Source organism: Massilia sp. Se16.2.3 (genome assembly GCF_014171595.1).
Lineage (GTDB): Bacteria > Pseudomonadota > Gammaproteobacteria > Burkholderiales > Burkholderiaceae_D > Telluria.
Genome location: NZ_CP050451.1, coordinates 1,515,798 through 1,537,280, shown reverse-complemented (window position 1 = coordinate 1,537,280; position 21,483 = coordinate 1,515,798). Strand labels below are relative to the sequence as shown.

Genomic DNA, 21,483 nt, shown 5'->3' with positions numbered 1-21,483 from the left:
TCGATCTCCTGTTCAGTGCGACGTAAAACGTACCGGATGATTGTGCCGAAGTCGTGGCCGGACCGGCGCGCAGCAGGCGGCGGCAGCGGTGCGTCGCGGATCGAAACCCCAGTGCTACACTGGCCTCGACGCGACAACCGGCATGCATGGGCTGCAAGCTGCACCGCGCAGGACGCGCAGCGCCGGCCACAGCCCCTCCGTATGCGTACGGGTTGTTCGCTTACACGCTCGTTCCCGCACCTGTCACGGATAGCGGGTGCGCACATCATTCACGACTAAAATTCACAGGGGGTAACATGCCAACAACCTGGATCATGACGGCCAATGCAGGCCGGGCACGCTTCTTTTCCGAACAGGACCCGGCAGAGCCGCTGCAGGAACTCGAGGACATGGTGAACAACGGCGCGCGCCTGCGCACCGCCGAAAGCGAAACCGACAGGCTCGGGCCGACCTCGGCCGGCAAGAGCAGCCACAATATCGGTACCAACGCGGTGGCGATGTCGCACAACGGCCATGGCGCCGGCGCACCGAACAAGCAGTACGAGCCGAACCAGACGCCGGTCGAACACGAGACCGAACTCTTCGCGAAGGAGATCTCGCAATTCCTGCTGAAAGCCCAGCAGGAAGGCCGCTACAACAACATCGTGCTGTCGGCCTCGCCGCAATTCCTCGGCACGCTGCGCCTGAACCTCGACCCGCACGTGAAGGCGGCGATCAAGCAGGAGTTCAACAAGGACTACACCCACGTCGCCCCGCACCAGCTGCGCGAGCAGCTGCAGGCTCAACAGGCGAAGTCGGAGTAAGGCCACGCCCGGCATGACCGTCACGCCAACCTGCGGGTTGGCGTTTTTTTTGCCCGTCCGCGCGGCGGTCAGGCACCTTATTGCCCGACCGGGGTCATGAGGCAAGCCTTGCGCCAGGGAGAAGCGACATGATCGTGCGCGACCGGCCGACCGGCCTGCGCCTGTTCATCACCATGCGCGGCTCGGTCATGCCGAGCATCTGGAAGAGCCTGCTCTTCACTGTCGTGCTGGCCGTGGTCGTCACCGCGACCCACGGTGAACTCTGGCACCAGAAAATCCGCGTGACCACCATCCCGTTCACGCTGATGGGCTTGCCGCTGGCAATCTTCCTGGGCTTTCGGAACAACTCGGCCTATGACCGCTACTGGGAAGGACGCAAGCTGTGGGGCGAACTGGTCACGCGCAGCCGCAATCTCGCGCGTCAATGCCTGAGCCTGGTGGACGACGGGGCCGGCGACCCCGCGCCCGGAGGCGTCCTGCGCAGCCGCATGCTGCGCCGCGCGGTGGCATTCGCCCATGCGCTGCGCCATGGCCTGCGCCGCAGCGACCCGGCCCCCGATGTGGCACCGCATCTCGACCCTGGCGAATGGCAGTCACTGTGCGGACGCGTCAACCTGCACCAGGCGCTGATGCTCGAGATGGGCGCCGATATCGCGCGCTGCCGCCGCGCCGGCCTGCTCGACAGCGTCAGCGCGGCAACACTCGACACCACCCTGTCGGGAATGGTCGCCACCGCCGCCGCATGCGAACGCATCAAGAATACGCCGGTGCCGTTCTCGTACACGCTGCTGCTGCACCGCACCGCCTACCTGTATTGCTTCCTGCTGCCCTTCGGCCTGGTCGATGCCATCGGCTACATGACGCCGCTGGTGGTCGGCATCGTCGCCTATACCTTCTACGGCCTCGACGCGCTGGGCGACGAAATCGAGGAGCCTTTCGGCCTGTCGCCGAACGACCTGCCCCTCGATGCCCTCTGCCGCGTCATCGAGATCGACCTGCGCGACGCCCTGGGCGACCCGGACCTGCCGCCACCGTTGAGCCCTGTGAACTACTGGCTGCGCTGACCTGGCACGCGCACGCCGCGCCGCGGTGCGCCGGCGCTATACTGGCGGCTTTCCTTTCCGGTACCGCCATGTCCCTGCCTCCCTGCCCCGTCTGCCAATCCGCGTACGCCTACGAGGATGGCGCTCACCTGACTTGCCCCGAGTGCGGCCATGAGTGGTCGCCGGCGGCCGGCGCAGCCGCAGCCGAGACCGTGCGCGAGTACCGAGATGCCGCCGGCAACCTGCTGCAGGACGGCGACACCGTCACCGTCATCAAGGACCTGAAACCGAAGGGCTCGGGCGGCGTCATCAAGCAGGGCACGAAGGTCAAGAATATCCGCCTGGTCGACAGCGACCACGATATCGACTGCAAGATCGAGGGTTTCGGCGCGATGAGCCTGAAGTCGGAGTTCGTGCGCAAGGTGTGAGCGCCGTGCACCGGCCTGTGCGTGCTCCAGGCCCAGCGCCGGTTCCGAACCCGCACGCATGAAAAAACACCAGCCCTGGGACTGGTGTTTTTTCTTCATGTCCAGACCTTGGCCGCGGGTGGGCGGCCTGGAACCGGATCAGTAGCCGCGACCGCCGGTGCCGCCACCGGTACCGGTGCTCGTGCCGGAGGTGCCGGAGGTGCCGGACGTGCCAGAGGTGCCCGAGGTGCCCGAGGTGCCGGACGTGCCTGAGGTGCCGCTGGTGCCCGAGCTGCCCGAGCTGCCCGACGTGCCGGTAGTGCCGGTAGTGCCGGTGGTGCCGGCGCGGCCGCTGCTGTCCATCGTGCCGGTGCCGCCACTGGTGCCCATGGAGCCGCTGGTACCCATGGCGCCGCTGCTGCCGCTGGTACCCGACGCGCCGCTGCCCATCGAGCCGCTGGAGCCGCTGGAGCCAGAGCTGCCGCTGCCCATCGACCCGCTCGAGCCGGAGGTGCCGGTGCCCATCGAACCGCTGGTGCCGCTCGAGCCGGAGGTGCCGGTGCCCATCGAGCCACTGGTGCCCGAGGTGCCGGAAGTGCCCGAGGTACCGCTGGTACCCGAGGTGCCGCCGGTACCGCTGGTGCCCGACGTACCGCCGGTGCTGCCGCTGCCCGAGGTGCCGCTGGCGCTGCCGCTGCCGCTGGTGCCCATCGAACCGGTGCTGGACGCGCCGCTACCCGAGCCCGAGCTGCCGCTCTGGGAGCTGCCGCTCTGCGAGCTGCTGCCTTGCTTCTTGCTGCGTTTCTGCTTCTTCTTGGTGGAAGACGTGGTGCCGGTATCCGAGCTGCCGCTCTGGCTGCTAGCCTGCGAACCCGAGCCGCTCGAGCCCGAGGTGCTGCTCGACTGCGCCTGCGCACCGAAGGAAGCAACCATCGCCGCGGCAACCGACGCGCTCAGCAGACCCTTCAACAGTTTATGCATTTTCATGTCTTTCTCCTAAATATCATGGGGGCAAAAAAAACTCAGCAATTTCAACGACCTATGTCAGGTCATTGGAGGAAACCAAGTGTAGAGAGGTCGACATGAATGCAGCGCGCGGTAGCCTTTTGGAAAGTTAAAGCGGCATCGTCACGGGCGCGAAACAGCCCGGCCCGCACCGGGCGGACCTGTCCAAAAACGGTCGAATTTGAACAGTCTGCTTCGCTAAAGTGTCATATCAATAAAGAGCTGTGCCCATTTGAAACGAGAAAACCATTAACCTGCACCAAGATTCATTACTTTTTATATCCAATATTTCAACTGGGCAATTATTTCATTATAAATTTAATGCTACTTGCATGAAAAAACGCTATTTATTCATCTTGGGTAAATTATAAAAATAATATCTTCGAGGAAAGGTAAGTATGCCTATAATTTACGATCTCCTTTGCTGATGAGGTCATCGTGCGCATTCGTTTATGTCCGTCTGTCCTGAACCTTACGGTTCCTGTCCTCGTAGCTGCTTCTCTGTTTTCGACGAATGCCGTCGCAGATCCTGCGTAGGAAGACGCAACCTGTTTCCCTTTATATCGGAAGACGGGAGCCGTTCCTGGAACCGGACTGCAGTGCGAGCGTAGCGCTGCTACCTGATGGAAAAGATTGGAAGTAGAGAGGAGGTCAATAGTGGAATCTACAGTGTCGGTTCTTGATCAGTTAAACGAATATCGTGACTGCAGTCGTGGTTTATGGAATCGAGCCTTTATGGCCAAGTTCCAGATAAATCAAGATTGGGCGATATCTGATTCATTTGCGAGAATAAAGAACGAGCTTTTTCGTAGTATCGTTCTACGCCAACTTGATTGTAGTGACGACGATTATGTCCTCGGAAAATCTTCGCGATTAATCAAAGTAAAATTACGTAGCCGACGTAAAACAGCTGTTATGATAAATCGCGAGAAGCGGGAGTCTGCTGGCTATTGGGATCATCCGGTTAAAGAACTAGATTCTAATGTTTCCCTTCAATTCATCGATCTATTCGACTGGAATCCCTACGGATTCCTCGATATGAATTTCGTTATGTGCGAGATTATAGATAGTCCTGATTGCCCAGATATCGAAGGTCATAAATTGCTAGTGGACCTGAGCTATGTTGACGTATTGGTTGAATGTTCATTTTAGCAGGGCGGCTGCGAATCTATAATCGTACTGAATTGCTTGGAGAAACGCTGCGCGTGCTCGAGCGTAGTGCACGGCCCAGCTACAGACTGGCAATGAGTAGCAGCATCCGATCAGCCCAAATCAAAAGCAGCAGTGGCACCAATGCTGTCGCGCTGAACAGCGGAAGGACTACAGCCCAGCAGACGTGTCGCCGCTGGTAGCCGCGATGCACGCCTACCTCATGCGGGAATATGGGGATGAGTTGCCGCCACTATAAGTTCACCTGGACAGGCATGGAGAAGGACGGTACCGGCACTTCGCAGTCCCGATAAGCGGGCGCGTGCGCTCAACTGCTTGCGCAGCCGGCACCTAATTGACTTAGTAGTTGGGCCCATTCGTGGGCAAAGTAAGACAGCGCAAAATCGAGCATGGCCAAGGTGGCCGCTGATTCGCTAGTTACAGAAATGCACTGGCATCAACGTTGAAACGTTTTGCTAAGCTCTTCGCTAAAACTCGGCTTATTTCACGACGACCTGCCAAAATATCGCTAATCAAAGTAGGCGACGCGATATCAGCCAAGTCCTTTTGCTTTAGATCATGTTCTTCCAACAGAAAGCGGAATACCTCTTTTGGTTCCGTATCCGGAATTTCTACATGCTCGTCTTCCCACTTTTCTATTAGCAACATTGCTAGCTCAAAAAGATCAAAGAGGGGATGACTCTCGTCATCCCCTACTTCGTAGGCCAGCTCGTTAACTAGAGCATGTACACGTTCAAAATCAGTGTCGTTCCGAATCGGGCGTAACAGGGCTTGATCCTGCAGCGTAGCCCAAGCCATTTTAAGGCCGGGCGTTACGCTGCTCGACTGGTTTTGATGATTCATTTTTTGCGATTATCTTTCGACCATTTATCGTCTTCAGAATGTGTGCCTACAAACTGTATTTGCACCCTCTGGACACCATAAAATACCAATGCAACTTCGCAAGATGCGTAGTTGTATTTTTGCTGCTGTGCCGTGCGATGAGTTGTGGCAGCTCACAGGTGTGCCGGTGGTGACCTGGCCAAACGTGGGATCGCCATGCTTAGGCGACTAGGGCAGCAGGTAGACCTGGCAGGGCTGCAGCTACGCCAACGGCGAGGATGAGTAGGACGACCATTACGGAGCCAAAACGGTTCCTGCCGAGCACTTGGACAAGCAAGGCCAAGGCTGTGATGGTGGCCGGAGTGAGATCGAATTGCATTAGGAAATTCCTTCTTCAGGTTTAGGTAGGCGCACTTTGCCAGTCGCGCGCAGCTGGTCTTCGGCAAGTTTTCCTAACCAGCTGCAGTTAATCATGGTGTCACGACTCGGCGGTACGTATGCGGGCCGAAGTGTTTCACTTTCGACTGCTGCCTTCCTCTGGTGGGTTTTCCATCGACACTGCCCGGCCTACCATCACGACTCGCAAAAAGGCGCACCCGAAGTGTCCCAGTACAGCGTTTGGCGATCCTCTTGTGGTTTTTCCGACTCGGGCATCCTACGGCCACGGCATTTGCAACCACGTCCAGAGCGACATGGTGAAATGTAGAAGCTGCACCACGCAGCCCATGGCGCGGTGCTGTATTGGGAGCAGCGCAAGGAGGCAAACCGGTGGACGAAGATCTACCCGGGTGACCCTGTCGCGAAACTGGTAGCCGGTTTCGCCGGCGGCGTCGACACATACCTGACCGTGAACGAGTTTCACGGCTGGCGCCACGTTCGCCAGCTGCGTAGCCTGCGCGCGTGTTACGTCGACGTCGACGGCTCCGGCAACCTCGAGGATGCGCTCGACCTGCTCCGCGCTGCCAAGCTGCCGGCGCCGTCGTTTGCCGTCTTCTCAGGCCGCGGTATGCACCTGTATTGGCTCCTGGAGCCGCCCCCCGACAAGGCCCTGCCGGTCTGGCGCCTCGTACAGGGCGCCCTTATCCGCGCGCTGGCCGGCATCAAGGCCGACCCGTCCGCGAGTGATTGCCTGCGCGTGCTTCGCCTGGTAGGAACCACCAACGGCAAGAACGGCCGGGAGGTGCGAGGCGTGGTGCTGACCGATACCGTGTGGACGATGCACGAGCTGGCCGACGAGGTGCTGGGCACCCGAGAGCCAAAAAAGGCGAAGGTCTACGACCTGGCGGCCGCCGCAGCGCGCAAGGGACGGAGTGCCCGCCCATGGGGCAACAGCATCTATCACTGGTGGTACCTGGTCTACAAAGACCTGTGCGCGATCACCGACCACCACTGGTTCGGGGGCTGGCCGCGCCCATGCCCGCAGCCTGGGCCGACAGCGTGCCGAGCTGGGTGTACAGGGGCAACACATTGCTCCTGTCGTCGGGATAAACGCGGTTCGACAGGAACACGTAGAACGTGCGCGAACCGGGGTCGATCCACAGGATGCAGCCGGTAAAGCCCGTGTGGCCATAGCTGCCCAGCGGGAACAGCGTGCCGCGCGGACGCTCGGCATAAGGCGAATCGATGTCCATGCCGAGGCCGCGCAGGGAGGCGATGCCGGGCGGGCTGCCGACGGTGGTCAGCAGGCGCACGCTCCCGGGCGACAGCACGCGCACCCCCTCCGGCTCGCCTTCTCCCGGCAGCATGCGCGCAAAACGGGCCAGGTCGCGCGCGGTGCTGAACACGCCGGCCGAACCGGCGACACCGCCGATGCGGCGCACGGTCGGGTCGTGCACCACGCCCTGCAGCCGCGCGCCGCCGCGCACGTCCCCGTGTGCACCGGCCGCGTCGCCACCGGCGGGCGCCCGGTGGGTGGGAACGATGCTGGACGCCGCCATGCGGCGCAGCGGCAGGTAGCCGGTGTCGCGCATGCCCAGCGGCGTGAAGATATGGCGCTGCGCGTAGGCATCGAGCGGCTCGCCGGACAGGTGCGCCACCAGCTGGCCGAGCAGGATGTAGTTGATGTCGGAATAGCGGAAGAAGCTCCCCCGGCGCGTGGGTGACGGTCTGGGCACAGGCGAGCGCATGCGCGGCCGCATCGCCCTGCCAGGATGGCCTGGCGGGCAGGCCGGCAGGCAAGCCAGAGGTATGGGTCAGAAGATGGCGGATCGTGATCGCCTCCTTGCCGCCACCGCCACATTCGGGAAAATAGTCGACCAGCTTCGCGTCGAGCTCGAGCTTGCCCTCCTCGACCAGCAGCAGGACGGCGGGCGCGGTGGCCAATACCTTGGTCAGCGAGGCGGCGTCGAACACGCTGTCGGGCGTCACCGCCGCGGCGCCGGATTCGTAGCTGAACTGGCCGTAGGCGCGTTCGTGCACGGCGCCGCCCCGCTCGAGGTGGAACACCGCGCCCGGCAGGCGGCGCTCGGCGATGGCGGCGCCGATTGCCGCGTCGATGCGTGCGAACTGGGCAGGGTCGAGTTGCCCATGTGCAGCCAGTGTGCCCCCCTGCAGGACTGTCCCCGGACAGCGGCGCACACCCGGCCAGCAGCGCCAGGCAGGCGCCAATGGCGTATCGGTGCCGGGAACGTTTGGACGAAGAATGACGACGCATGAACATCCGGGCCTGGAGCAGTTGGCGCGCGCCGCGGCGGCGCGGCGGCAGGAGCCGGGAATCATAGACAGGCAATATCTGCTGGTCAATCTTTACAGCGGGACCGCGCCGGTCCGAGGGCCGCATGCTGTCAACCGCTGCACCGGCGACAAGCCGCCTGTGCAGTGGCGCGCAGCGGGAAAAAATCCTTCGGCGTATCATGCGGCTCATGATTCCCTTTTCGATACTCGACCTCTCGCCCATCGCCGAAGGCAGCGATGCGCGCGCTTCCTTCCAGCATTCGCTCGACCTCGCCCAGCATGGCGAACGCTGGGGTTTCAACCGTTTCTGGCTGGCCGAACACCACGGCATGCCGGGCATTGCCAGCGCCGCCACCTCGGTGCTGATCGGCTATGTCGCGGCCGGCACCTCGCGCATCCGCGTGGGCGCCGGCGGCATCATGCTGCCGAATCACTCGCCGCTCGTTATCGCCGAACAGTTCGGCACGCTCGAGTCGCTGTTCCCCGGCCGTATCGACCTGGGCCTGGGCCGTGCGCCGGGTTCCGACCACGTCACCGCGCGTGCCCTGCGCCGCAACCTGGCCTCGGACGCCGACGAATTCCCCCAGGACGTACTCGAGCTGCAGGACTATTTTGCCGACTCGCCGCGCCGCCAAGTCAAGGCCGTGCCCGGTGCCGGGCTGAACGTGCCGCTGTGGATCCTCGGGTCCAGCCTGTTCGGCGCCCAGCTGGCCGCCCACTTCGGACTGCCCTACGCCTTTGCCTCGCACTTCGCACCGCAGATGATGATGCAGGCAATCGACATGTACCGTGCGAATTTCAAGCCGTCGGCGCAGCTGGACAAGCCGTATGTAATGCTCGGCTTCAACGTGTTCGCGGCCGACAGCGACGAGGAAGCCCGGTACCAGGCCACCTCGATGCAGCAGGCCTTCGTGAACCTGCGCAGCGGTCGCCCGACGAGGCTGCAACCGCCCAAGCGTGGCTATCTGGAAAGCCTCGGCATGCAGGAACGCGCGATGCTCGACAGCGTGTTGTCGTGCTCGGCCATCGGTGCGCCGGAAACGGTGGCGGCCCAGCTGCAGGCCTTCGTTGCCCACACCCGTGCCGACGAGCTCATGATTACCTCGCAGATCTTCGACCACGCGGCGCGGCTGCGTTCGTACGAGATCACGGCGGCGATTCACGCGGCGGCGTAGCGATTTCGCAGTTCGCAGGGTGGGCTTGCAATGGAAGCCACCGGCTTCCATTGCCCCACGCGGTCTCAGCGTGCGCGCTCTTGCGGCGTATCCCTGACCCGCGAACCCTGTCCAGGCCTCAGGCGTCGCCCGTCCCCTCCTGCAGCATGTCGATCAGCACTTTCGTGCTGCGCACCCGCCCCATCACGCGAAAGATGTTGGCGCAGGCAAAATTGTGCGCCTCGGCCGTGATCCCGCTCATCGCATCTTCCGCGAACACGATCGCATAGCCACGGTCATGCGCCGCCCGCGCCGTCGACTCGACGCCGAAATTGGTGACGATGCCGCCCAAAATCAGCGTCTTGATGCCGCGCCGCCGTAATAGCTGGTCGAGTTCGGTGCCATAGAAGGCGCCCCACTGGCGCTTGGTGACGACGATGTCGGTGGCCTCGACGCCCGCGTTGTCCGCCAGGTGCGAGGCATCCGGCGGTGGCGCCGGGCTGCCGGGCGCGCGCAGGGGCGCGTCGCTCGGGCCGGGCTGCAATTCGTTCATCAGCACCCGTACATAGACGACCATGGCGCCGCGGTTGCGCATTTCCCCCGCCAGCAGCACGCAGTTGCCCACCACCTGCTCGGCCGAATAGGGCGCCAGTTCGCGTGCAACGTTGCCGTTTTGCAGGTCAACCAGTACCAGGGCGGTACTGGCGAGATCGATCGAAAAGTGTTCCATCTCTCTCCTCCTTTCGGGCGAGTATCGGAGAAAGCCGCGCGCTGCGGCGCACGGCCCGGCAGGCGATCAGGATTTGTCCGGTACCACGCGCAGGATGCGCGAGTGGTCCTCGTCCGTCAGCAGGTACAGGTGGCCGTCCGGCCCCTGGCGCACGTCGCGCACGCGCTTGCCGATCGCCAGCTTTTCCTGCTTCACAACTTTACCGTCCGCGTCGAAGGCGATGCGGCGCACGTCCATGCCGGCCAGGCTGCCGCTGAACAGGCTGCCCCGCCATTGCGGGAAGGCGTGGCCCGTGTACCAGGCCAGGCCCGAGGGCGCCGGGGACGGGGACCAGGCGACCAGGGGATCGACCATGCCCGGCACGCTGGGCTTGCCGACCGGTTCGCGCGTCTTGTAGTCCAGGCCAAAAGTCTGGATCGGCCAGCCGTAGTTCTTGCCGCCCTCGATGCGGTTGATCTCGTCACCGCCGCGCGGGCCGTGTTCGCTGGCAAACACCTGCTTGCCGGCCGCATCCACCACCAGGCCCTGGATGTTGCGGTGGCCGTAGGACCAGATTTCCGGCAGGGCGCCAGGTTTGCTCGCCAGCGGATTGCCCGGCACCGGCTTGCCCTCGCTGGTGAGGCGCAGGATGGAACCGTTGTGGCTGCCCAGGTTCTGGGCCTGGTCGCGGGCCAGCATCCTGCCCACGCGCTGGGGCGGGTTGCCGCCATCGCCAATGCTCATCAGCAGCGTGCCGTCGGCCAGCCAGGCGATGCGCGAACCGAAGTGCTCGCCGCCGTTCTTCGAGGGTGAGGCCGTGAACAGGGGCACGATGCCGGTCACCCGCTTGCCATCGAAGGTGCCGCGCACCAGCATGGTCCGGTTCTCGGCCTCGGTGCCGTTGGCCATCGTCATGTAGACGCGCACCTGCGGCCCCTTGTCGGCCGGATGCACGGCGATGTCGAGCAGGTCGCCCTGGCCGCCCGTCATCAGCTTCGGCAAGCCAGCCAGGGGCAGGTCCTGCACCTTGCCGCCCGCTACCGGTGCAGCGTGCCTTCCTTGCCGGTAACAAGCATGCGCCCGTCCGGCAGCCATGCCATGCCCCAGGCCTGGGGCAGCGCGTCGGTGACGGTTTCGAGGCGCCAGCCTTTGACTTCGGGCGGGGCGCCACTCGCCTGCACCTGGGCGTGCGCGGCGCTACTGGCGGCGATGAGGAAAGGAAGCGCGCACGAGGCGGTCCGGACGCGTTGCGAAAAACTGCCGTGTTGGCGGAATTGCATGCAAATCTCCGTTAAAAGTTGTTATTCAACCGTCATCGTGTCGCATTTACCCGTCATCCCCTGCAAGCTCGACGAAAACGGGGTATCATCGTTGTTTCCGAACCTGCGTAAAGGATGCTCAATGAACCAACGACGCTCTTTCCTCAAAAGCTCTGTTGCACTCGCGTCCGCGATCGGCATGCCCGCCCTGGCGAAAGCCGCCCAGGCCGCTCCTGGCGAACGTACCCTGCGCTTGTACAACACGCATACCGGTGAAAGCCTGCGTAGTGTTTTCTGGGCCGAAGGCCAGTTCATCCCGGACGCGCTGCAAGACATCAACAAGCTGCTGCGCGACCACCGCAACAACAAGATTGCCGAAATGGATACGAAGCTGATCGTCCTGCTCAACGAGGTCAGCACCAAGTTCGGCGACAACCAGACCCTGCACATCATTTCCGGCTACCGCTCGCCGGAATCGAACGCGAAGCTGCACGCCAATAGCAGTGGCGTGGCCAAGCACAGCATGCACATGGACGGCAAGGCCATCGACATCCGCCTGCCGGGCAAGGACCTGGCCCAGCTGCGCAAGGCGGCCGTGTCGATGCGCGCCGGCGGCGTCGGTTACTACCCGGACTCGCAGTTCGTGCACATGGACACCGGCCGGGTCCGCTACTGGTAAGCAGCATGGGGCCGCTCGCGCAAGGCACCGGCCTCACCCTCCTCTGCGCGCTTGCCTTCGCCACCACGGCAGGCGCGCAGGAAGCCTCTTCCTCGCCTGTCCCTTCGCCGAGCAAGGTCGCCACCGTCAGCGTGAAGGGCACCCGCGACCCGGTCGACAAATCCTACCGCAAGATGATCAAAGGCATGGAACGCTTCGAACGCGAACATGCGCTCGCTCCTGCGGCCAGCCTGCGTTTCCAGTTGTTGCCGCGCACGCCGGACGTCAACATGACAGGCATCACCCTGCGCATCGCCGGCGACACCCTGTCGGTACCGGTGCCGGTCGCGCCCGACAACAGTTTCGTGCTGCCCCGCAACGAGCAAGCCCTGCGCGAAGACGCCGCCGTGCTCGCCAACCGCAAGACCACCAGCATGACCTGGCGCGCTACCATCGCCACCCCGGGCTTGCCGCCTGGCACGCGCCGCCTGGGCGATTTGCGCCTGGAATGCCGGGTCGGCATGGAAGCTGGCCTGGTCTCGAACAGCTCGCCGCTGTTTGGCTGGCTGGCGGATGCCTTGACGAGCGCCGACGGGGTCTGCAACAGCCCCGACGGCAACTACCTGTTCTTCGCCGAGCGCCCCCTGTTCGCGGTGCGCCTGCGCTTTGGCGACCGCTCTGAAGTACTGCCCTTCAGCATGCTCTATGCCGGCGGCGGGCAGACCCGCGAGATGCTGCCCTTTTGCGACTGCCAGGTGCTGCTCGACCGCACCTATTACGCACCGATCTGGGACAGCCGCTGGCCGGACGACACGCTGGTCGAGTTCGACTACATGGTGGACGTGCCGGCCGCGTCGGTCACGGCGCCGGCCGAGGTGGCGCGATGAGGCGCGCTGCCCTCCTGCTCGCGGCCCTGCTGCTGGCCGGCTGCGCCACGCAGGCGGTGCCGCCCGGCAGGTCGGTCGCCGCCGAGCGCCTGGCCAGCGGCATCGTCCCGGGCCGCACGACGAAGGCCGAGCTGCTGGCTGCCTTTGGCAAGACCAGGTCGGTCGTGTTCGATAGCGGCTACGAAGCCTGGCTGTACCAGTCGCCCGCCGGCGCCGGCCGCTTTGCCGAGTTCGTCGTCCTGATCGCCCCGTCGGGCGTGGTGGCCAAAACGCGCCAGCGTCCGCCGGCCGCACCCTGAACGTCCGCGCGACGCGCCGCCTTCCTCCTCCGAACAGAATCAATTGTGCGCCGGCTAACGTGCGCGCGGCACGGCCCGGCAGTGGCAGAATGGCCGCGTCGATTGCCGTTCCCCGTGGAGGCTGCCATGCTGGTCGATCGCGTACGGATATTCCTGCTCTGCCTGCTGTCCTCCTTCCTGCTGGCGGCCTGCAGCGGTGGCGGCGGCAATCCCGGCACCCTCGGCCCCACACCTGGCGACGGTACCGGCAGCGGCGCCACGACCGGCAGCCTGCAAGTAACGATCACGGCCCTGCCCGCCGGCGTCAACGGCGCCGTGCGCGTCACCGGTCCAAATAATTTCGCCCAAGACCTGACCGCCACGCAAACCTTGCCCAATCTCGCACCCGGCAGCTACAGCGTGGCCGCGTCCAACGTCGCCGTCGGCGGCGCCACCTATGCGCCCACGCCCGCTACCCAGAATGTCGTCGTCGCGGCCGGCGCCACGGCCACCGCCAGCGTTACTTATGCCAGCGGGCCAGTGACACTGACGCTGACCGACATCGGCCCCACCTTCACCCGACCGGTCTTCGTCACTGCGCCGCCCGGCGACGAGCGCCTGTTCGTCGTCGAGCGCGCGGGCCTGGTCCGCATCGTGCGCAACGGCGCCGTGCTGACCCAGCCCTGGCTCGACATCAGCGACCGTGTCTTCACCGGCGGCGAAGGCGGCCTGCTGTCGATGGCCTTCGACCCGGATTTCGCCCGCAACGGCTACGTCTACCTGTACTACACCGACCTCGCGCAGAACATCGTCGTCGAGCGCTATGCCAGCTCGCCGCTGCCCGACGTGGGCGATCCGACCTCGGCCCTGGCCATCCTGCGCGTGGCCCATCCGCAGTTCGACAACCACTTCGGCGGCCAGGTCGCCTTCGGGCCGGACGGCATGCTGTATGCCGGCACGGGCGATGGCGGCGGTGCCGGCGACCCCTTCGGCAATGCCCAGAACCTCGATTCGCTGCTCGGCAAGATCCTGCGCGTGGACGTGCGCAATGCCAGCGTCGCCCAGCCCTATGCCATTCCGCCCACCAACCCCTACGTCAACCAGGCCGGGCGCCGTCCCGAAATCTGGGCCAGTGGCTTGCGCAACCCATGGCGCTTCAGCTTCGACGGCGAACAGCTCTACATTGCCGACGTCGGCCAGGATACGCGCGAGGAAGTCGACATCGCCGCCGTTTCCCAGGGCGGCCTGAACTACGGCTGGGACATCATGGAAGGCAGCATCTGCTACAACGCCGCCAGCTGCGACCGCACGGGCATGACCCTGCCCGTCTTCGAATACGAACACGGCGCGAACGACGTCAACGGCTGCTCGCTCACCGGCGGCTACGTCTACCGCGGCACGGCCCTGCCCGAACTGGTCGGACGCTATTTCTATTCCGACTTCTGCCGCGGCTTCGTGAAAAGCTTCTTCGCCACCGGCGCCGGGGTCGTCGAGCAGCGCGACTGGGGCTTGAGCGCCACCCAGGTCGTCTCGTTCGGGCGCGACGGCGCGGGCGAGCTGTACGTGGTCAGTGCGGCCGGGCGCATCTTCCGCATCGCCCGCGGCAGCTCGGGGTAGAATCGCCCCATGGCCCGACTACACCTCCACTTCCCCGAAGACCAGTATTACTATTCCACGCCGCTGACGGTGCGCGTCACCGACATCAACGCCGCCAACCACCTCGGCAACGACTCGATGATCTCGATGATCTCCGAGGCGCGCGCACGCTTCCTGTTCGAGTTCGGTGTCGCCGAAACCGAGCGCGACGGCACCGGCATCATCGTCACCGACCTGGCCACCACCTACCGGGCCGAAGCCCATGCGCGCGACCAGCTGCTGTTCGAGGTCGGCGTCATGGACTTCAACAAGTACGGCGGCGACATCACCTTCCGCGTCACGCGCCCGCGCGACAAGGCCCTCGTCGCCATGGCCAAGTCCGGCTTCGTCTTCTACAACTACAAGACCAGCCAGGTCGTCGCCATGCCCGAGGAGTTCCGCACCAAGTTCGAGCGGGTGAACTGGATCGACTGAGCTGGATCGACTGAGCTGGATCGACTGAGCTGGATCGACGGCGCACCTCCCACAGGCGCCGCGGTGCCGCCGCGCTCCGTCAAGCAGACGCTGCGCGCCGCATACGGAGCCGAGGATCTCCCGGCATGCACGGCGCCAGCCGCCGGCCGCCCGCGCCAGGCCAGCCGCCCCTCCTTGCCTCCCGGCCAGCAAAATAGTTGGAACTTTCCGGGCGCTGAGTTGGAATATGGGTAAGAGACCACCCATGAACATCACGCCCTCCACTTCCGACGATGAACTGCTGCGCCGCATGCGCGCCGGCGAGGCCGCGGCCTTCGCCGCGCTGTACCGGCGCCACCGGGGACCGCTGTACCGCTTCGCGCTGCTACGCGCCAGCGCCAGCGGCACCGCCGCCGACGTGGTGCAGGAAGCCTTCATGGGCCTCCTGAACGGACGCCTCGCCTACGACCCGCTGCGCGGCTCCCTGCCCAACTTCCTGTTCGGCGTCGTGCGCCTCCTGATCCTGAAGCAGGAGGAAGGGCGCCGGCGCGAAGCCGCCCTGCCCGCCCAGAAACCGGCGCCGACGGCGACGCGGACGAGATCGACCTGCCCTGCGAGGACGCCGACCCGCTCGTGCGGGTGCTCGCCAACGAGTCCGCCGAACAGACCCGCCGGGCGCTGGCGCGGCTGGCACCGCACTACCGCGACGCCCTCATCCTCTACGAACTGCACGACCTGTCCTACCTCGAGATCGCGACGATCTGCGCGGTGGATATCGGCACCGTGCGCTCGCGCCTCGCGCGCGGACGTGCGGCCCCGGCCAAGGCCCCTGCGTGCCCACGCCGAGCATGCCTGAATCGACACGGATACCGATCACATCATGGACACCAGACACCCTCCCGACCACCTGCCCGACCCACTTGGCGACACCGCGGAACTCGACCTGCGCCTGGCCGGCCTGCGCGAGGCGCTCTCTGCCGTCGACACGCCGCGCTGCGTCGACAAGGAATTGATGCAGGCCTTCCAGGCCCAGTTCTCCCGCCGGCCCCGGTACCGCCGCCTCGGCGCGCTCGAGTGGATTGCCACCGCGCTCGCCGGTGGCCTGGGCGCCGCCATGCTGGCATTGCTGCTGGTGCCGCCGCGCCTGGCCGGCGATGGCTATCCGCAGGCGCCCCTGCTGCGCCTGGACGACGGCGGCGCATTTGTCGCCCTCGATTCGCTCGAACGGATCGAACGCGAGCCCGCGCCGCGCCTGGTCGCGGCCGACCTGCCACGTACGGTATTGGCCACACTCGGCCTGCCGATCGATCCGGAATACGCGGGCGACAGCATCCGCGCCGAAATGCTGGTCGACGCGGCCGGCGAGCCGCTTGCCCTGCGCCTGGGCGCCTTCGAATGATCCATGACACCTGGAGCTTCTAACAAAACCGTCAGAGCAAGGCGCGGCGACGCGGACAGTACGCCTGTACGGCAAGGAGCCGCAACGCGGCTATGGCGGTTTTGTCAGGAGCTCCTGACTTTCCAATCACTACAACCGAGGACACCATGAACAAGAACCGATTGCTGCTGGCGGCCCTGCTGGCCTGCCTGTCTTCTCCTGCCTTTGCCGCCGAAGAGCTGGAGAGCCCGGAACCGCCGGCCATGGCCGGGGCCATGCGTTTCGAGAACGTCCCGCGCCTGCACCTGCGCGGCCATGGCGCGGCCGTCAAGGATGCGCCCTACAGCGCGCGGATCGTCTCCGAGCGACTGCAGCAACTGGCCGACGGTAACGGGATCGAGCAGCGCACGAGCGCTGCCAGCTATCGCGACAGCGCCGGCCGCACTCGCCACGAAGTGCGCGATGCGAAGGGGGGAATTGCGCAGCGTGACGATCAAGGATCCGGTAGCGAACGCAACTTGGCTGCTGAGCCCGCAAACACGCACGGCGAGAAAACTTCCCTCGGGGCCGGATGTCGCCCGCATTGCCGAGGCGGCGCGGGCGCGAGTCGAGCAATTGCGCAAGGAGGGCCGCCTGCCGGCCCTCGAGCGCGGCGGCGAAGGCCGCACCGTGGTCCGGATCGAGCGCGGGGTGGCGAGCCCGGACGTGCCGGGCAAGGCAGGGAGGCGCGCGAAGGCATGCGTGAAACCGTGCGCGTGATCCGCCTGCCGCGCGAACTCGGCGCCGAGCTGCGCGGCCTCGGTCCGCAGCTCGGCCAGCTGGGCCCGCTGATCGCCGGCGCCGCGGCAGACGGCAAATGGGCAAGCAAGGCCGTCAGCCGCGACCTCGGCACGCGCGACTTCGACGGCGTCAAGGCCGAGGGCAAGCTGCGCAGCTACGAAATTCCGGCCGGCGAAGTCGGCAACCGCAATCCGATTATCGTCGCCGACGAAAGCTGGTATGCGCCCGACTTGCAGCTGACGGTGTATGCCAAGCACAGCGACCCGCGCAGCGGCGACTATGTCTACCGCCCGGAAGGCCTCAAGCGTGGCGAACCGGACCCGGCGCTGTTCACGGTGCCGGCCGACTACCGTGAAGGACAGGGGTGCCGGCGCCCGGCCGCGGTCAGGGCGCGAGCCCGGCAAGCGTGGCGAGTAAAACCCGGGGAGCAGGCCCGGGCGGGCCACCGCCGCGGGTGCAATAAAAAACCGCAAGCACGGCGGCGCCGGCTTGCGGTTTGTGGGGCGTGCCGGGGCTGCGTTCAGCGCCGTGCGGCCTGCTCGCGCGGCACGATCGTCGAGTAGAACCATTCGTCGATCATGCGTTTCTCGAATCGGAGCGAGCCGCTTTCGTTGGCGCGGGTGAAGCGGTCCATGAAGGTCATGTCGCGCAACTGTGCATCGCCGCTGCGCAATACCTTGCCATCCTGCTCGATGGTGTAGCGCAGGTCGATGCGCGGCCAGTCGATCTGCTTCACGATGCGCAAGTCGCGCGGCCCGCGTCCCGGATACTCGCGGCCGGCAAGGTCGACGTCGATCACGTCGATCTTCAGGTTCTGTCCGGCCGGCAGCTGGGCACCGAGCCTGGTGAAGTGGTTCGTCAGGTCTTTCAGGGTGGCCTCGCGCTCCCAATTCGTGAACGGCAGGTCCGTGAAGTTATCAGGCTCCACGTAATTGACAGTCACGTCGGCCGAGGCGGCGCCGGCGGCCAGCGCCAGCAGGCTTGTTACGGCCAGGTGTCGAATCTTCATGGCGATTCCTTTCGCTATCTTGTTTAGCTTCTCATGCAACCACTCAATATACCTTGCTTCGAGGCGCCATGCGGTAGCCTCCATGTAAATCCTGTTTCAGTCTGTTAGTCCTCGCACAGCCGGCCCTGCCTGAGTTGGGCAAGAATGGGGACAAGGAGGCTCACCGTGCCAGAAGGACCATCGCTCGTCATCTTGCGGGAAGACACCGCCCGTTTCGTCGGCCAGGAAATCGTCGAGGCCGGCGGCAACACGACCGCCATCGACCCGGGGCGCCTGGTCGGCCAGACGCTCGTCTCGCTGCGCACCTGGGGCAAGCACTTCCTGATTGTCTTGCCGAACATGGTCGTGCGCATCCATTTCCTGCTGTTCGGCACCTACCGCGTGAACGAGCGCCGTGACAAACCGCCGCGCCTCTTCCTACGTATGGCCGATGGCGGAGAAATCAATTTCTATGCGTGTTCGGTACGCGAAATCGAGGGCGAGCTCGACAGCCTGTACGACTGGCAGGCCGATGTCATGTCCGAGGCCTGGAACCCGCGCCGCGCCCTCAAGAAGCTGCGCGCCAGGCCCGACCTGCTGGCCTGCGATGCCCTGCTCGACCAGGACATCTTTTCCGGCGTCGGCAACATCATCAAGAACGAAGTGCTGTTCCGCATTCGCGTGCATCCGGCGTCGACGGTCGGCGCCCTGCCCGCGCCCAAGCTGCGCGCCCTGGTCGAGCAGGCGCGCCAGTACAGTTTCGAATTCCTGGCCTGGAAAAAAGAATATGTACTGAAACAGCACTGGCTGGCCCATGCCAAAAAAATCTGCCCGCGCTGCAATATTCCCTTCCACAAGGCCCACCTCGGCCGCACCAACCGGCGCAGCTTTTTCTGCGAACGCTGCCAGAAACGCTATACCTGACTCATCCGCCCCACATTCCTTGACAGTTGCACCAGGACTTCATCTATTGCTTGTTGTTAATGCCGTAGACCCATACTACAATCGATTCATCCTGCATGTTCGTGCAGAAACTCCTGTTCGTTCGTCTCGATTGATTACGGTATCGGAACCGCCATGTCCTTTCTGTCCCCTGCCGCGCCCAAGCTCGCTCCCTGGAAGGTCTTGCTCGTCGACGACGAACCGGATATCCACGACATCACCAAGCTGACGCTGAACCGCTTCCGCCTCGATGGCCGTGCGCTGACCTTCCTGCACGCCCACAGCGGCGCCGAGGCGAAGGAAGTGCTGGCGCGCGAGAGCGATATCGCGCTGGTGTTCCTCGACGTGGTGATGGAGCGCGAGGACAGCGGCCTGGAAGTGGCGCGCTGGATGCGCCAGGAACTGGACAATCAATTTACCCGCATCGTGCTGCGCACCGGCCAGCCGGGCCAGGCGCCGGAAGAACGCGTGATCGTCGACTACGACATCAACGACTACAAGGAAAAGACCGAGCTCGATCGCACCAAGCTGTTCACGACCACCTTCGCCGCGCTGCGTGCCTACCGCGACATCATGAAGGTCGAGGAAGCACGCCGCGTGCAGCAGAACTACCGCGAGGGCCTGGAACGGGTACTGGCCGCTTCTTCGCACATCTTCAAGCAGCGCAGCCTGAAGGATTTCGCCAGCGGCCTGCTGCAGCAGGTGGTGGCGCTGCTGCGCCTGGAGCAGAGCATGCTGCTGCGCCTGAAGGGCGCGAGCATGATCAGCGGCGAGAGCCAGTACGAGGTGCTGGCCAAGATCGGCGACTTCGGCGACGACATCGACCCGGCCCTGGTGGCCCAGCTCGACGACGCGCGCCACAACCGCATCTCGAAACTGCACGGCGACACCTATGTCGGCTACTTCCCGAACAGCAGCGGCAAGGCGTCGCTGCTCGTGCTGCAGGGCGTCGAGGAAATCTCGGAGATCGACTCGCAATTGCTGGAAGTGTTCTGCTCGGGCGTGGCGATCGCTTTCGACAACATCCTGCTGAACCAGGAAATCACCGATACCCAGGCCGAACTGATCCTGCGCCTGGGCGACGTGGTCGAATCGCGTTCGCAGGAAGCCGGCAACCACGTGCGCCGCATGGCGCAAGTCTGCCACCTGCTGGCGCAAGCTTCGGGCATGCCGGAGGATGAAACCGCGACCCTGATGCACGCCGCGCCCATGCACGACATCGGCAAGATCGCCACGCCCGACGCCGTGCTGCTCAAGCCCGGCCGCTTGAGCCCGGACGAATGGGAAGTCATGCAGCAGCACCCCACCGTCGGCCTGCAGATCCTCGACGGCTCGACGCGCCCCATCCTGAAGGCCGCCGCCGTCATCGCCCACCAGCACCACGAAAAATACGACGGCAGCGGCTACCCGCAAGGCCTGAAGGGCGAAGCGATCCACCCGTACGCCCGCATCGTCGCGGTGGCCGACGTGTTCGATGCCCTCTGCCACGAGCGCTGCTACAAGTCCGCCTGGCCGGTGCCACAGGTGACCGACTACCTGCGCGAAGTCGCCGGCCAGCACCTCGACCCGTATTACGTCGACCTGCTGATCCAGAACATCGACAAGGCGGTGGAAATCAACCGGCAGTGGCCGGATTGAACCTGGCCGCTTCCCCGCCGTGAATGAACGCCGCGGGTGGCAAGCCTGGCACCCTTCATGCGGCCGGCGCTCAACGTAGGGTAGGCGGCTCCACCCGTCCGTTCAATCGTCCCGCTACGTCACTGCCGCCTACGCGTTCAAGCAGCGACGGCACAGCCGCATCCTGGCGGTTCCACCCTCGTCCAGCACGCCCGCGGAACAGAACAAATGTTGCCGCAATTATATGTTTATTGTTTACCACAAGTAGCAAAAAAATATCTCCGAAGTGTTGCAGGATAGGTAACATCACGTCCTTCTTCAACTTACCTCGGAGCTGATACATGTTCAAATCCATCGTGCGCGCTGTTGCTGGTCCCGTTGCCGCTACCCTCCTTTTGGCAAGCTCGGCCACTGCATCGGCACAGGTGTTGCAGCCAACCTTCGCCATCGAAGGCGTTTTGCAAGAAACCGTGGGGTTTTCTTCACGTTGTCCGGCGAATTTCGGCGGCACCATCGCCGGCCACGGCGACAGCAAGCGGATGTACGGCAAGGTCGTCTTCATCGCCACCGACTGCATCACGCCACAGGGACCACTGTTCAACTTCAGCGATGGCAAATTCATCGTCATGGACACCTCGGGCGACCAGCTCTTCGCCACCTATAGCGGCCAGTTCGTCCCGACCGGCGAAGGCACCAAGTTCGTCTTCTCCGGCGCGACTTTCCGTATCACCGGCGGCACCGGCAAATACCGCAATGCCCTGGGCGGCGGTACCCTGAGCGGCGGCGAAGACATGGCCACGGGCGCCGGCACGATCAAGCTGCAGGGCAATCTTGCCTTCAGCCCGAAAACGGCCTTTTGAT

Annotated in this window: 23 protein-coding genes and 3 pseudogenes; 18 read left to right on the top strand and 8 right to left on the bottom strand. The window is 64.4% G+C overall.

Annotated features, from left to right (window positions below):
- Positions 1 to 296: 296 nt before the first annotated feature.
- From G4G31_RS07085 to G4G31_RS07065, 5 genes are all read left to right on the top strand, one after another.
- Positions 297 to 803, top strand: a complete 507-nt coding sequence (locus G4G31_RS07085; RefSeq protein ID WP_182990840.1) for a host attachment protein — start codon at positions 297 to 299, stop codon at positions 801 to 803.
- 128 nt (positions 804 to 931) lie between these two features.
- Positions 932 to 1,867 (top strand): bestrophin family protein, encoded by a 936-nt coding sequence (locus G4G31_RS07080; RefSeq protein ID WP_182990839.1) that lies wholly within the window; start codon positions 932 to 934, stop codon positions 1,865 to 1,867.
- A 68-nt stretch (positions 1,868 to 1,935) separates the two neighbouring features.
- On the top strand, positions 1,936 to 2,274 hold the full coding sequence (locus G4G31_RS07075) for a zinc ribbon domain-containing protein YjdM (RefSeq protein WP_182990838.1): 339 nt from the start codon (positions 1,936 to 1,938) through the stop codon (positions 2,272 to 2,274).
- 157 nt (positions 2,275 to 2,431) lie between these two features.
- On the top strand, positions 2,432 to 3,253 hold the full coding sequence (locus G4G31_RS07070; RefSeq protein WP_182990837.1) for a hypothetical protein: 822 nt from the start codon (positions 2,432 to 2,434) through the stop codon (positions 3,251 to 3,253).
- Between the two features lie 662 nt (positions 3,254 to 3,915).
- The gene (locus tag G4G31_RS07065) at positions 3,916 to 4,410 is read left to right on the top strand and encodes a hypothetical protein (RefSeq protein WP_182990836.1); all 495 of its coding nucleotides are present in this window, start codon (positions 3,916 to 3,918) and stop codon (positions 4,408 to 4,410) included.
- Between the two features lie 435 nt (positions 4,411 to 4,845).
- Here the strand turns inward: G4G31_RS07065 and G4G31_RS07060 are convergent, their stop codons facing one another.
- The 3 genes and pseudogenes from G4G31_RS07060 to G4G31_RS27470 all read right to left on the bottom strand — a co-directional run.
- Positions 4,846 to 5,271: a type II toxin-antitoxin system HigA family antitoxin gene (locus tag G4G31_RS07060; protein ID WP_229425431.1), complete on the bottom strand. Its 426-nt coding sequence runs from the start codon at positions 5,269 to 5,271 to the stop codon at positions 4,846 to 4,848.
- A gap of 1,355 nt (positions 5,272 to 6,626) precedes the next feature.
- The gene (locus tag G4G31_RS25425; RefSeq protein ID WP_229425430.1) at positions 6,627 to 7,376 is read right to left on the bottom strand and encodes a serine hydrolase; all 750 of its coding nucleotides are present in this window, start codon (positions 7,374 to 7,376) and stop codon (positions 6,627 to 6,629) included.
- Between the two features lie 55 nt (positions 7,377 to 7,431).
- Positions 7,432 to 7,968: pseudogene (locus G4G31_RS27470) on the bottom strand (serine hydrolase domain-containing protein); the annotation flags it as partial.
- A gap of 143 nt (positions 7,969 to 8,111) precedes the next feature.
- On the opposite strand from G4G31_RS27470, the gene G4G31_RS07050 reads away from it, so the two are divergent.
- The gene (locus G4G31_RS07050; RefSeq protein WP_182990835.1) at positions 8,112 to 9,098 is read left to right on the top strand and encodes an LLM class flavin-dependent oxidoreductase; all 987 of its coding nucleotides are present in this window, start codon (positions 8,112 to 8,114) and stop codon (positions 9,096 to 9,098) included.
- Positions 9,099 to 9,216: 118 nt separating this feature from the next.
- Here the strand turns inward: G4G31_RS07050 and G4G31_RS07045 are convergent, their stop codons facing one another.
- The 3 genes from G4G31_RS07045 to G4G31_RS25415 form a co-directional block, all read right to left on the bottom strand.
- Positions 9,217 to 9,807, bottom strand: a complete 591-nt coding sequence (locus tag G4G31_RS07045) for an isochorismatase family protein (protein ID WP_182990834.1) — start codon at positions 9,805 to 9,807, stop codon at positions 9,217 to 9,219.
- A gap of 66 nt (positions 9,808 to 9,873) precedes the next feature.
- Complete coding sequence (locus G4G31_RS07040; RefSeq protein WP_229425428.1) at positions 9,874 to 10,812, bottom strand: PQQ-dependent sugar dehydrogenase; 939 nt, start codon at positions 10,810 to 10,812, stop codon at positions 9,874 to 9,876.
- 11 nt (positions 10,813 to 10,823) lie between these two features.
- Positions 10,824 to 11,066 carry a PQQ-dependent sugar dehydrogenase gene (locus G4G31_RS25415; protein WP_229425427.1) on the bottom strand — a complete coding sequence of 81 codons (243 nt, stop codon included), beginning with the start codon at positions 11,064 to 11,066 and terminating at the stop codon, positions 10,824 to 10,826.
- 121 nt (positions 11,067 to 11,187) lie between these two features.
- On the opposite strand from G4G31_RS25415, the gene G4G31_RS07035 reads away from it, so the two are divergent.
- The 9 genes and pseudogenes from G4G31_RS07035 to G4G31_RS07000 all read left to right on the top strand — a co-directional run bounded on the left by G4G31_RS07035 (position 11,188) and on the right by G4G31_RS07000 (position 17,638).
- A complete protein-coding gene (locus tag G4G31_RS07035) occupies positions 11,188 to 11,724 on the top strand; it encodes a DUF882 domain-containing protein (RefSeq protein ID WP_182990833.1) in 537 nt (178 codons plus the stop codon).
- Positions 11,725 to 11,729: 5 nt separating this feature from the next.
- On the top strand, positions 11,730 to 12,590 hold the full coding sequence (locus G4G31_RS07030; RefSeq protein WP_229425426.1) for a hypothetical protein: 861 nt from the start codon (positions 11,730 to 11,732) through the stop codon (positions 12,588 to 12,590).
- The gene (locus tag G4G31_RS07025; protein ID WP_182990832.1) at positions 12,587 to 12,889 is read left to right on the top strand and encodes a hypothetical protein; all 303 of its coding nucleotides are present in this window, start codon (positions 12,587 to 12,589) and stop codon (positions 12,887 to 12,889) included. The genes G4G31_RS07030 and G4G31_RS07025 overlap by 4 nt, the downstream gene beginning before the upstream one ends.
- Positions 12,890 to 13,015: 126 nt before the next feature.
- Positions 13,016 to 14,485 (top strand): sorbosone dehydrogenase family protein, encoded by a 1,470-nt coding sequence (locus tag G4G31_RS07020; protein WP_182990831.1) that lies wholly within the window; start codon positions 13,016 to 13,018, stop codon positions 14,483 to 14,485.
- Positions 14,486 to 14,494: 9 nt separating this feature from the next.
- Positions 14,495 to 14,938 carry a thioesterase family protein gene (locus G4G31_RS07015; protein WP_182990830.1) on the top strand — a complete coding sequence of 148 codons (444 nt, stop codon included), beginning with the start codon at positions 14,495 to 14,497 and terminating at the stop codon, positions 14,936 to 14,938.
- A gap of 226 nt (positions 14,939 to 15,164) precedes the next feature.
- Positions 15,165 to 15,389: pseudogene (locus G4G31_RS28945) on the top strand (RNA polymerase sigma factor); the annotation flags it as partial.
- Between the two features lie 161 nt (positions 15,390 to 15,550).
- A pseudogene (locus G4G31_RS28940) lies at positions 15,551 to 15,670 on the top strand (sigma factor-like helix-turn-helix DNA-binding protein); the annotation flags it as partial.
- Positions 15,671 to 15,797: 127 nt separating this feature from the next.
- A complete protein-coding gene (locus G4G31_RS07005) occupies positions 15,798 to 16,316 on the top strand; it encodes a hypothetical protein (RefSeq protein ID WP_182990829.1) in 519 nt (172 codons plus the stop codon).
- A gap of 146 nt (positions 16,317 to 16,462) precedes the next feature.
- The gene (locus G4G31_RS07000; protein ID WP_182990828.1) at positions 16,463 to 17,638 is read left to right on the top strand and encodes a hypothetical protein; all 1,176 of its coding nucleotides are present in this window, start codon (positions 16,463 to 16,465) and stop codon (positions 17,636 to 17,638) included.
- Here the strand turns inward: G4G31_RS07000 and G4G31_RS06995 are convergent.
- On the bottom strand, positions 17,596 to 18,084 hold the full coding sequence (locus G4G31_RS06995; protein ID WP_182990827.1) for a DUF3016 domain-containing protein: 489 nt from the start codon (positions 18,082 to 18,084) through the stop codon (positions 17,596 to 17,598). The genes G4G31_RS07000 and G4G31_RS06995 overlap by 43 nt on opposite strands.
- 165 nt (positions 18,085 to 18,249) lie before the next feature.
- On the opposite strand from G4G31_RS06995, the gene G4G31_RS06990 reads away from it, so the two are divergent.
- Both G4G31_RS06990 and G4G31_RS06985 read left to right on the top strand, forming a co-directional pair.
- Positions 18,250 to 18,987: a DNA-formamidopyrimidine glycosylase family protein gene (locus G4G31_RS06990; RefSeq protein WP_182990826.1), complete on the top strand. Its 738-nt coding sequence runs from the start codon at positions 18,250 to 18,252 to the stop codon at positions 18,985 to 18,987.
- Between the two features lie 153 nt (positions 18,988 to 19,140).
- Positions 19,141 to 20,643 (top strand): HD domain-containing phosphohydrolase, encoded by a 1,503-nt coding sequence (locus G4G31_RS06985; RefSeq protein ID WP_182990825.1) that lies wholly within the window; start codon positions 19,141 to 19,143, stop codon positions 20,641 to 20,643.
- 70 nt (positions 20,644 to 20,713) lie between these two features.
- On the opposite strand, the gene G4G31_RS06980 is transcribed toward G4G31_RS06985, so the two are convergent.
- Positions 20,714 to 21,184: a hypothetical protein gene (locus G4G31_RS06980; protein ID WP_182990824.1), complete on the bottom strand. Its 471-nt coding sequence runs from the start codon at positions 21,182 to 21,184 to the stop codon at positions 20,714 to 20,716.
- On the opposite strand from G4G31_RS06980, the gene G4G31_RS06975 reads away from it, so the two are divergent.
- The gene (locus tag G4G31_RS06975; protein ID WP_182990823.1) at positions 21,162 to 21,482 is read left to right on the top strand and encodes a hypothetical protein; all 321 of its coding nucleotides are present in this window, start codon (positions 21,162 to 21,164) and stop codon (positions 21,480 to 21,482) included. The genes G4G31_RS06980 and G4G31_RS06975 overlap by 23 nt on opposite strands.
- The last annotated feature ends 1 nt before the right edge of the window (position 21,483 follow it).

What these genes read in the sequence shown, in the direction of transcription:
- G4G31_RS06995 (WP_182990827.1), bottom strand. Translation starts at nt 18,084, where the DNA reads ATGAAGATTCGACACCTGGCCGTAACAAGCCTGCTGGCGCTGGCCGCC.
- G4G31_RS07085 (WP_182990840.1), top strand. Translation starts at nt 297, where the DNA reads ATGCCAACAACCTGGATCATGACGGCCAATGCAGGCCGGGCACGCTTC.
- G4G31_RS07045 (WP_182990834.1), bottom strand. Translation starts at nt 9,807, where the DNA reads ATGGAACACTTTTCGATCGATCTCGCCAGTACCGCCCTGGTACTGGTT.
- G4G31_RS07020 (WP_182990831.1), top strand. Translation starts at nt 13,016, where the DNA reads ATGCTGGTCGATCGCGTACGGATATTCCTGCTCTGCCTGCTGTCCTCC.
- G4G31_RS07025 (WP_182990832.1), top strand. Translation starts at nt 12,587, where the DNA reads ATGAGGCGCGCTGCCCTCCTGCTCGCGGCCCTGCTGCTGGCCGGCTGC.
- G4G31_RS07075 (WP_182990838.1), top strand. Translation starts at nt 1,936, where the DNA reads ATGTCCCTGCCTCCCTGCCCCGTCTGCCAATCCGCGTACGCCTACGAG.
- G4G31_RS07080 (WP_182990839.1), top strand. Translation starts at nt 932, where the DNA reads ATGATCGTGCGCGACCGGCCGACCGGCCTGCGCCTGTTCATCACCATG.
- G4G31_RS25425 (WP_229425430.1), bottom strand. Translation starts at nt 7,376, where the DNA reads ATGCGCTCGCCTGTGCCCAGACCGTCACCCACGCGCCGGGGGAGCTTC.
- G4G31_RS07035 (WP_182990833.1), top strand. Translation starts at nt 11,188, where the DNA reads ATGAACCAACGACGCTCTTTCCTCAAAAGCTCTGTTGCACTCGCGTCC.
- G4G31_RS07030 (WP_229425426.1), top strand. Translation starts at nt 11,730, where the DNA reads ATGGGGCCGCTCGCGCAAGGCACCGGCCTCACCCTCCTCTGCGCGCTT.
- G4G31_RS07000 (WP_182990828.1), top strand. Translation starts at nt 16,463, where the DNA reads ATGAACAAGAACCGATTGCTGCTGGCGGCCCTGCTGGCCTGCCTGTCT.
- G4G31_RS06975 (WP_182990823.1), top strand. Translation starts at nt 21,162, where the DNA reads ATGTACGGCAAGGTCGTCTTCATCGCCACCGACTGCATCACGCCACAG.
- G4G31_RS06980 (WP_182990824.1), bottom strand. Translation starts at nt 21,184, where the DNA reads ATGAAGACGACCTTGCCGTACATCCGCTTGCTGTCGCCGTGGCCGGCG.
- G4G31_RS25415 (WP_229425427.1), bottom strand. Translation starts at nt 11,066, where the DNA reads ATGCAATTCCGCCAACACGGCAGTTTTTCGCAACGCGTCCGGACCGCC.
- G4G31_RS07060 (WP_229425431.1), bottom strand. Translation starts at nt 5,271, where the DNA reads ATGAATCATCAAAACCAGTCGAGCAGCGTAACGCCCGGCCTTAAAATG.
- G4G31_RS06985 (WP_182990825.1), top strand. Translation starts at nt 19,141, where the DNA reads ATGTCCTTTCTGTCCCCTGCCGCGCCCAAGCTCGCTCCCTGGAAGGTC.
- G4G31_RS07050 (WP_182990835.1), top strand. Translation starts at nt 8,112, where the DNA reads ATGATTCCCTTTTCGATACTCGACCTCTCGCCCATCGCCGAAGGCAGC.
- G4G31_RS07015 (WP_182990830.1), top strand. Translation starts at nt 14,495, where the DNA reads ATGGCCCGACTACACCTCCACTTCCCCGAAGACCAGTATTACTATTCC.
- G4G31_RS07005 (WP_182990829.1), top strand. Translation starts at nt 15,798, where the DNA reads ATGGACACCAGACACCCTCCCGACCACCTGCCCGACCCACTTGGCGAC.